This window comes from Senegalimassilia anaerobia JC110, from assembly GCF_000236865.1.
GTDB lineage: Bacteria > Actinomycetota > Coriobacteriia > Coriobacteriales > Eggerthellaceae > Senegalimassilia > Senegalimassilia anaerobia.
On record NZ_HE611015.1, the window covers coordinates 643,732 to 652,870 of the forward strand.

The 9,139-nt window shown below is 63.6% G+C and carries 8 protein-coding genes; all 8 read right to left on the minus strand.

Annotation, left to right across the window (positions count from 1 at the left end; genetic code table 11):
* Positions 1–12 precede the first annotated feature (12 nt).
* The 8 genes from ccsA to SFHG_RS06195 all read right to left on the minus strand — a co-directional run bounded on the left by ccsA (position 13) and on the right by SFHG_RS06195 (position 9,133).
* Entirely contained in the window at positions 13–789 is a 777-nt protein-coding gene (ccsA, locus tag SFHG_RS06160) for a cytochrome c biogenesis protein (protein ID WP_042435006.1), read from the minus strand.
* A gap of 36 nt (positions 790–825) precedes the next feature.
* Positions 826–1,584 (minus strand): heme exporter protein CcmB, encoded by a 759-nt coding sequence (locus SFHG_RS06165; protein ID WP_042435009.1) that lies wholly within the window; start codon positions 1,582–1,584, stop codon positions 826–828.
* The gene (locus SFHG_RS06170; protein WP_042435011.1) at positions 1,585–2,304 is read right to left on the minus strand and encodes an ABC transporter ATP-binding protein; all 720 of its coding nucleotides are present in this window, start codon (positions 2,302–2,304) and stop codon (positions 1,585–1,587) included. It lies immediately after the preceding gene.
* A 101-nt stretch (positions 2,305–2,405) separates the two neighbouring features.
* Positions 2,406–4,610, minus strand: a complete 2,205-nt coding sequence (locus SFHG_RS06175; protein ID WP_042435014.1) for a heme lyase CcmF/NrfE family subunit — start codon at positions 4,608–4,610, stop codon at positions 2,406–2,408.
* Between the two features lie 15 nt (positions 4,611–4,625).
* On the minus strand, positions 4,626–5,291 hold the full coding sequence (locus SFHG_RS06180; protein WP_042435017.1) for a cytochrome c maturation protein CcmE domain-containing protein: 666 nt from the start codon (positions 5,289–5,291) through the stop codon (positions 4,626–4,628).
* Positions 5,292–5,582: 291 nt separating this feature from the next.
* Positions 5,583–6,482 carry a LysR family transcriptional regulator gene (locus tag SFHG_RS06185; RefSeq protein ID WP_042435020.1) on the minus strand — a complete coding sequence of 300 codons (900 nt, stop codon included), beginning with the start codon at positions 6,480–6,482 and terminating at the stop codon, positions 5,583–5,585.
* Positions 6,483–6,692: 210 nt separating this feature from the next.
* A complete protein-coding gene (locus SFHG_RS06190; protein ID WP_042435024.1) occupies positions 6,693–7,586 on the minus strand; it encodes a DegV family protein in 894 nt (297 codons plus the stop codon).
* Between the two features lie 155 nt (positions 7,587–7,741).
* Entirely contained in the window at positions 7,742–9,133 is a 1,392-nt protein-coding gene (locus SFHG_RS06195; RefSeq protein ID WP_316244718.1) for a M18 family aminopeptidase, read from the minus strand.
* Positions 9,134–9,139: the final 6 nt, after the last annotated feature.

The window sequence follows — 9,139 nt, forward strand, 5'->3', positions numbered from 1 at the left end:
CCCGGCTTTCGCCTAGCGCCGCTCCTCCAAAACCTCCACCTCGTCTTTGAGGGCTTGCAGGCGCTCCTGTAGGCGAACCTGGCGGAAGCGGAAACGGTACAGCGCGAACCCGACGAGCAGAAGGCCCGCCAAGCACACGGCCACGGTCATGCCCATATCGCCGGACATGCCGCCCTCGCGCAGCACCACGGGATGCACGCTCGAGGGGATGAGGCGCGTGATCATGAAGCAGATGGGCACGTCGACCATGGCGATGATGGCGATGACGGCGGCGTAAACGCCGCAGCGTTCAGGCTCGTCGATGGCGTTGCGCAGCACGAAGTACGCGATGACGATGAGCATAAGGATGAGGTAGGTGGTCAGGCGCGGCTCCCACGTCCACCACACGCCCCATTCGAAACGCTCCCACAGATCGCCCGTGATCATGGTGCAGATGACGAACACGAGCGAGATCTCCATGCACACCTTCGCGCACGTGTCGAAGCGTTGGTTTTTGGTGGCCAGGAAGCGTACGGAGTAATAGCATGCGAACGCCAGCGCGCAGAACGACACCAGGGCCACCGGCATATGGAAGTAGAAGATCTTCTGGGACAGCAGCAGCTTGTTGGCCACCATCTGCCCGCCGATCAGCTCCACGCCGTCGACGGCGGCGCCGTTGACGGGCCCGGCGTACAGGAACGCCATGAGAAAGCCCAGCGTGGAGAGCACGATGCCCGCCAGCAGCGCCCACGGCGCCACCTTGTCGGGCCACTGCCCCGCCTCGGGCAGCTTCACCGGTTTGTTCGTCATTGGTTTCCTTTCCTTATGAAGATCGCAGGTCAAAAGCTATGCGGAGATAACGAAATCGTACAGAACCCAGCTGACCAGCAGCATGATGACATCGTAGCCGCCGGCGAGCGCCATCGACTGCGTGAACACGTCGAGATACCCCTCGGCGCCCACCACCACGGCGGTGGTGGGCGACGCGCATGCGTAGAGCAGCGGGAAGATCAGCGGCACGAACAGCACGGCGAGCATGACGTCCTTGCCGCGCGTGTTCACGGTGATGGTCGACAGCAGCGTGCCGATGCCCGCCATGCCTACGGTGCCCACCGCAAGCGGCACCGCCATGAGCATGAAGCCGGGACCGGGCTGGGCTGTGGTCAGGAAGAAGAACCAGAACAGCGGCACGGCGATCACCTCGACCACCAGCAGGAACAGCAGGTTCGAGGTTGCCTTCGCCAGAAAGATCACGCTGCGGTCCATGGGCACGAGCAGGATGCCCTCCATGCAGCCCTGCTCCTTCTCGTGGTTGAACGAGCGGTTCAGGCCCAATAGCGACGTGAACACGATGAGCGCCCACAGAAGGCCGCCGGACAGCTGCAGCACATCAGTCGCCTGCGCCGTCTGCCCGAGCGCAGCGCCGTAGACGATAAGCACGAGCAGCGCGTAGATGCCCATGGACGTGAGCATCTCCTTGGTGCGGAACTCCTGCTGCAAATCCTTGGCAAGCAGGGTTTTATACTGGGCAAACGTGCTCGGCACGCTCAGGGCCACCTGGCCGGCGCGCGCCCGATCGGCGCCCGTGCTTTGCTTGCGCGCCATTTACGACACCCCCATTCCCACCGTGGAGCGGTACAGCTCGGAGAACTCGTCGAAATCGAGCTGGTCCTTCGCCCCGAACGTCACCACGCGCCCGCGCGCCAGCACCAACGCATGCGTGCACATGTCGAAGCCCTTGCGCAGGTCGTGGCTCACCATGACAAACGTGCGGCCCTCGCGCTGCTTCTCGATCAGCTGATCGAAGATGTCCACGGCGTGCGGATCAAGGCCGGAATACGGCTCGTCCAAAAACACCACGTCGGGGTCGTGGATCAGAGCACGGGCGATGGACAGGCGCTGCGTCATGCCGCGCGAGAACGTGCGCACCACGTCAAGGCGGCGATGCTTCAGCTCGACGGCCTCGAGCAGCTCCATGACGCGCGCCTGCGGATCGGCCAAACCGTAGAGCTTCGCATACAGAAGCAGGTTCTGCTCGGCGGTAAGGTCGGGATAGAGCATGGCGTTATGAGAGATCAGCCCGATGCGCCCGCGGGCCGCTTCGGGATCTTCCCGCAGGTCGATGCCCATAAGGCTTGCCGAGCCATCGGTCGGGCGCGTCAGCGTGGACAGCATGCGCAGCAGCGTGGTCTTGCCGGCGCCGTTGGGGCCGAATATGGAAAGGAACGCCCCCTGCGGAACCTCGATGGACACCTTGTCCACCGCCTTGCGCGTGCCGAACACCTTCGACAGCTTCCTTGTCCTGATGGCAGCCGTTTCCTCCATCGGCCCCCCTTCCCCTGCATCTTGGATGCGTACGAGCATTCTCACGCCAGTCTAACGTAAAACGAGATCGCCGCGCGAGCGAACACGTCGGTTTCGGGCGCCTATGCCGCGCCCGCCGCCGATTCGCCCGATGCTTCATCGGCGGCTGCACGCTGCTCGTCGGTGAGCTTGCGGCTGGCGCGCCTGCGGCCCGCCGTGGCCACGCACACGCCGACCATGAGCAGCCCGAAGCCCGCCCACACCAGCGAGATGAGCGGATTGACCCGCACATCCATAGAGAACGCGCCGTCGTTGTTCACGCCGCGGTACACCACGAACAGATCTTCGGTGGGCAGCGAGATGACGCTCGCGACCAGCTTCTGCTGCTGGGTCTTCTGCGCCAGCTGCACGCTCGGGCTGACCTGGCCGATGAAGGCGCCGTCCTTGTAGGCATCGTAGTTCACGGTGTACATGATGACGTCGCCGTTGTTCACCTCGGTCACGGAATTGGACACGTACTCAAGCGTGTAATCCTTGATTTGGAAGGTCTCGGACGCGGTGTCGGTTGTCTCATCGTAGCCGATGTAGGCGACCTTCTCCGTCACGTACATCGACGAGCCGATCAGGCCGACCAGGATGACGGCCATGGCCGCATGCGACAGGAAGCCACCGAAGCTTGCGGGGCGGTTACGCAGGCATCCGCCGAAGGCTGCCACGGCGCCGCAGCTATGCGACTCCTTGTACGAGCGCACGATGCGGCCCAGCATGAACAACGAGTTGAACAGCAGCACGCTTGCCACGAAGAAGCCCACGAGCGCAAGGCCGTTGTAGTACCAGGCGGGGCCATCGCTTGCCAGCTCCTCGGCGGCGGTGCCGCCTGCGGCGAGGATGGCGTCATAGCTGGGCACCAGGTACGTGGCCCAGTACACCGCCAGCACCGCGAACAGGACCAGCGCGCAGATGGCGGGGATGCGCGCCTGCTTCAGGAACTTCGAGCGCAGCGTCTTGCCCCAGGCCAACAGCGGGCACACCGCAAGGATGGCCAGGTACACCACGCCCAGCGGGCGGGCGATGGCGTTGAACGTGCCCGAGGACACGGTCTGGCCGCCGAACGGCAGGAACCCAGGCAACGCCGAGGACACGGTCAGGTACGCCAGCAGCGTGGCGAAAACCACCATGATGACGTTGTTGAAGTAGTAGGCGCCTTCCTTGGACAGCAGGTTCTCCACCTCGTCGGAGCCATCGGCTGCCGGGCCGAAGCTCTTCCAGCGAACGACCAGGCCCACGACGCCGGCCAGCAGCGCCACGACGATGAGCGCGCCGAACAGCACGAGCGACACCGGGTCGCCCTCGAAGGCGTGCACGGACTGCACCAGGCCCGAACGGGAGATGAACGTGCCCACGATGACGAACGCGAACGTGATGCAGGCGCACATGACGCTCCAGCGCTTAAACGCTCCGCGCTGGCGGTACACGGTGAAGCTGTGGATGAGCGCCACGCCCACCAGCCACGACAGCAAGCTGGCGTTTTCCACGGCGTCCCAGCCCCAATAGCCGCCCCAGCCGAGCACCACGTAGGCCCACACGGCGCCAAGGCCGATGCCGATGCCCAGGAACAGCCACGAGAACAGGGCGTAGCGCTGGCTGCGCACCACCCATTCCCTGGACGGGTCGTTCACGATGAGCGCGGCGATGGCATAGGCGAACGGGATGGTCAGGCCCGCATAGCCCACGAACAAGGTGGGCGGATGGATGGCCATAGCCCAATGCTCCAACAGAGAGTTCATGCCCAACATGCTGGCCGCATTGGTCAGCGAGCCGTCGGCGTTGTAGTACTTCTGAGGCGTGACCGTGAACGGCATGTTGCTCTCGCTGAACAGCAGCACGCCCACGAACGCCGCCAGCACCAGCTGCGACACCATAAGGGCCATGGAGTCCAGCTTGCGCGGGCTTTTCAGGTCGCGGATGGCCACCACGGAGTTGAACACGCTGATAAGCCACGCCCAGAACAGCAGCGAGCCCTCGCGGCCGGCCCACAGGCCGGACAGCTTGAACAGCCAGCCGAGCGTGCCCTCGGCGTTGCTATGCTGCTTGAGCACGTACTCGATGGAATAGTCGCCCGCAAAGAAACAGTACACCAGGATGCCGCAGCATACGGTGAGCGCCACCGTGGTCAGGATGGAGGCGATATGCCCGCCCCATGTCAGAGTCTCGCCAAGCGAGCTTTCCCCCTTGCGCCCCAAAATCGCGCCCGCAAGCAGGCACAGCACCGATACGGCCACGCCGGCGAACGCCACCAGCAGGCCCATAAGGCCGATAGTCGACATGCGTGAAACCTCTTCCTAACCCTCAAGCGCCACATCGGTGGCGGCGAACTTGCCGTCGGCAGAAAGACTGCCAGTGACCACGAGCGAGCTGCCTTCCGCGATCTCGTCGGACAGCGCACCGTCGAACGCGACGGGCAGCGTCTTGCCGGAATCGGGATCGGCCAACACGAAGCGATCGCCCTCGCCGGCGGCCTTCAGGGAGCCCGTTTGCACGGTGCCGGAAACCTTCACCGGCTTGTCGACGACCTCATCGCCGTACTCGAGCAGACGGGAGACGCTCAACGCACTCGAGGCGTTCTCGTACTTCGAGGGGCACTTCGTCACCAGTTCGGTAGCATGCAGCACGCCGTCGTCGGCGATCTTGCCCGTGCAGATTGCGGTCACATCGTTGCCGAACGTGGCCGACACGCCCCCTTCGTAGCGCACCTCGAGCCGATCGCCGGGGTTTCCGTCCTTGTCGTAGATGGCGAACGTGAGCACGTTGTCGTTGGTAGTGTAGGAGTTCTCCACCACGTTGCCCGTCACTTGGATCTTCTGGTCGGCATACTTACCTGCAACGGCATCGGCGACGGTAGCGGACTTCGCAGCCCCGGAGCCGCCGACGACGGCCAAGATCACGACCAGCACGATGACGATGATGCCGGTTACCGCCATCATGCGACGCTTCGTCTTCGTATTCACAGGCCCTCCCTTTTTCCTTAAGCGTTTATCCCTTGCTTTCTAACGGTAACCATATCGAAAACAACGGGGGTATTCCATCACCCAGATAGTGTAATTTGCTCGTTAAACCGCCCTATTTACCCGGGGAAGCGGCCATTTCGACCGTTTGCCGACACAATAGCCGATGAGGAAGGGGAAACGCCGCAACCAAGGTAACCGCCTTGCCGGCGCCCATCCGCCCCGCGGCCATACGCCTCCAAGACGCGAAAACCCGGGGCGGGCGCACCTGATCGGCGCGCCCGCCCCGGGCCGTTACCTCGAATCGCGCAAGCATTCCGCCAAAGCGCCCATCCGCGCAGCGTCCGCTTCCTGTCGCCATACAAGGTACGCGGGTAGCTCCATGCCCTCCCCTTCCGCGAACGGCACCGCCTCCACATCCGGGAACTGCTCGGGATAGCGGCCATCGCACACCACGAGCACCACCCCTCCATCTTCGTGGAGAAAACCATGATGCCGCGCCGCCGACATCTCCAGCGACGCCATGCGCGGACGCACCCCGTGCCGGGAAAGAAGCTCAAGCACCGTCGCCTTAAGAAAGCTGGAATCATACGGCTCGGCAAGCAGGGTGCCTTCCAAGTCGGCAAGGGCAAGTGACTTGCGTGAGGCAAGCGCATGCCCGCGCGACACCAACAGGCGCAGCTCGACCACACCCACGCGCTCCGACACAAGCCCCTCGGCCCCCGGGCGTCCCGCCACCACCGCCGCGTCCACCGCACCGGATTCCAGCTCCGACAAGCACGAACCGCTGGAAAGGAAGGACACGTCGAGCGCGATATGCGGGCAGCGGCGCCGGAAACCGCGGAAATCGCGCTCGGCCATCACACTGCCACGCAAAGGGGAGCTGGCCACCGCAACACGCAACCGGGAAGTCCCCGCCGCGCCCGACAGGCCGCCGTCGCCGCAGATGCGCCGGATATCGTCTACTCCCTCGAGGACCTCGGAGGCGCGATGGAGCACCTGCGCGCCGCGGGCGGTGGGGCGCAGACGGCGCCCTGTCGGCTCGAACAGCACGATGTTGAGCTTGTGCTCCATGTCATGGACGGATTTCGAAACGGTTTGCGGGGAAACGTACAGCTCCTGCGCAGCGGCGCTGTAGGAACCCGCACGCGCCGATCTTACGAAACGATCAAGCTGCTCGATGCTCGGACTCATTGCAACCCCCTCGCACAACATACGGAATATCGCGGGTAATACCACTAAGACTGCAGGTCATACGCGTATGGAGGTATATGCTACCAAAACGGCCGCAAAAAAGGTTTCGGCTATCGCCGATCGCATTCCGCGCCCGGCCGCGGATAAAAAAGCCCCAGCATCGTAACCGCTCGGTTACGATGCCGGGGCAAAATGCCTGACGGCGGTGCGCTACTGCTTGGCGAAAAACGCCAACGCCACGGCGCCCGGCCCCACATGCGTGCCGATGGTGCCGCCCACGGTGGAATAGCCGACGCTTTCCACGTGGCCTTCCCACAACTCGCGGCTATCCTCGATGTACTTGCGCACCAGATCATCGCCCAAGCCGGTATAGCCCAGGAAGAACGGCATGTCGAAGTCGATGCCGCCGGCCTCCTTCACCTGCTGGATGAGCAGGTTGTTGCCCCTCTTCGAACCGCGCGCCTTGCCAAGCACGGCGACGGCGCCGTCTTGGATGGCGACCACGGGCTTGATGGACAGCACGCCGCCGGCGAATGCCGCCGTTTTGGAGATGCGTCCACCCTTTTGCAGGTACTCCAACGTATCAAGCAGCGCGACCAAGCGGATGCGGCCCTTCGCATCGTCGAGCTCGGAAACGATCTGAGCCGCCGACATGCCCTGCTCCGCCAAGCGCACCGCAAACGCCACGAGCGCCTTCTGCCCGATGGTCACATTCGTGGAGTCCACCACGTGCACGCGACCTCCCCACGCCTGCGCCGCGGCGAGCGCGCTCTCGTGCGTGCCCGACAGCTTCGCCGACAACGTGATGACCACCGCCTCGTCCGAGCCGCCGGCGTCGGGCGCGCCGAGCACGCCCTCAATCGTCTGCGAGAACGTGAACGGCGACACCTGGCTGGTGCGCGGAAGCTCATCGGACTCCACCAGCTTCTCGTAAAACCGGTCATGTGACAGGTCCACGCCATCCAAATACTCCTTATCGCCGAACGCGATGGAAAGCGGCACGACGGCGCTTACGCCATCGAGTTCACCTTGTACCAGGTCAGAGGCCGAATCGGTAATAATATGAACACAAGGCGCATCGGCGCCGACAGATTGCTGCTGCAAAATACTCCTATCGTTTTGCGAATCGCATCATTGCACGCGAGCTCGTCTTGCCTGCGCGCAACACCCCATATTGCAGCATTATGTCCATTAACGCAATCGTCACCTTACAATCGGCATTCTTGCAACCCGCCGATCCGGCCGCGTATCCAACACCCCTATGGTCGCAGCTCCGCGAAATCGGCGTCTTCAATGCACACGTCGGCGTTGTAGAACGCCTCCAATGCGGCGGTTCCCAAGGCGATATCGGCGACGCCGGCCGTCTCATAGCTGGAATGCATGGCCAGCTGAGGCAGGCCCACGTCGACGGCGTGCATGCTCACCTGCATATTCGACAGGTTCCCCAGCGTCGACCCACCCGGCATGTCGCTTCTGTTCGCAAAGCGCTGCAAGGGCACGCCCGCATTCTGGCATATCGCGCAGAACACCGCACGGCTAAAGGCATCGGTGCAGTACTTCTGGTTCGCCGCCTCCTTCACTGCAAGACCGCGGTTGAGCATGACGCGGTTGCCCTCGTCGTAGAACTCGGGATGGTTCGGATGCACGGCGTGGGCGTTGTCGCAGCTGGCCAGCATGCTCTTCGCCAGCGCGCACCGCAGCTGCCCGAGCGTGAACCCAAGTCCCGCGTTCACGCGCTCGAGGCAGTCGCGCAAAAACGTCGACATGGCGCCTTGCTTGGTATTCGAGCCCACTTCCTCGTTATCGAAGCAGCAGAACACCGAGACGGCATCGTCGTTGCCCGCGGTCAGGAACGCGGCAAGGGAGATGTAGGCACACCCCAGGTCATCCAAACGCGGAGCGCTTATGAACTCGTTGCCCCAGCCCCACACGGAAGGCTGCTGACGGTTCACCAGGAACAGGTCGCGCGCAAGCACCTGCTCGGGCGCGACGCCCGCCTCCTGGGCAACCAGCCGATCGAAGGACCCGGGCTGAAGCGCCCCTGCCGACATGACCGGACACAGATCGACAGCACGGTTCGGGGAAAAACGGGAATTCGCCTCGCGATCAAGGTGGATGGGCACGCGAGGAATGATAAGCAGATCGGCATCTGGCGCGATCAGGCGGCTTTCCACGCGGTTACCCGAACGCACCAACACGCGGCCGGCAACGGACAAGGGCCTGTCGAACCAGGTGTGATCCATCACGCCGCCGTATGCTTCCACGTTCAGACGCAAATAGCCCGCCGAACCGGAAAGCTCGGGAGCCGCCTTTACCTTGTACGTCGGGGAATCGGAATGCGATGCCGTAAGTTGGAAGCGATACGCGTCAAGCTTCGCGCCGACCTTGAACGCGATGATGCTCGAGTTGTTGCGCACGGTGTAGTAGCGCCCGCCGCGCCGAACCTCCCACGGCTTGCTTTCGGGCAGATAGGCGAAACCGGCCTCATCCAAACGCCGCCGCACTGCCACCACCGTATGGAACATGCTCGGGCACTCCTGCACGAACGCCGCCATATCATGCGCCGCACGTACATCGGCCGGGGCGACGCCCGCCTCCGCCGATACCATCTGCGTCGAAGCCGGGTCCTTATCCATCATCTCATCCGCCATGGTCAG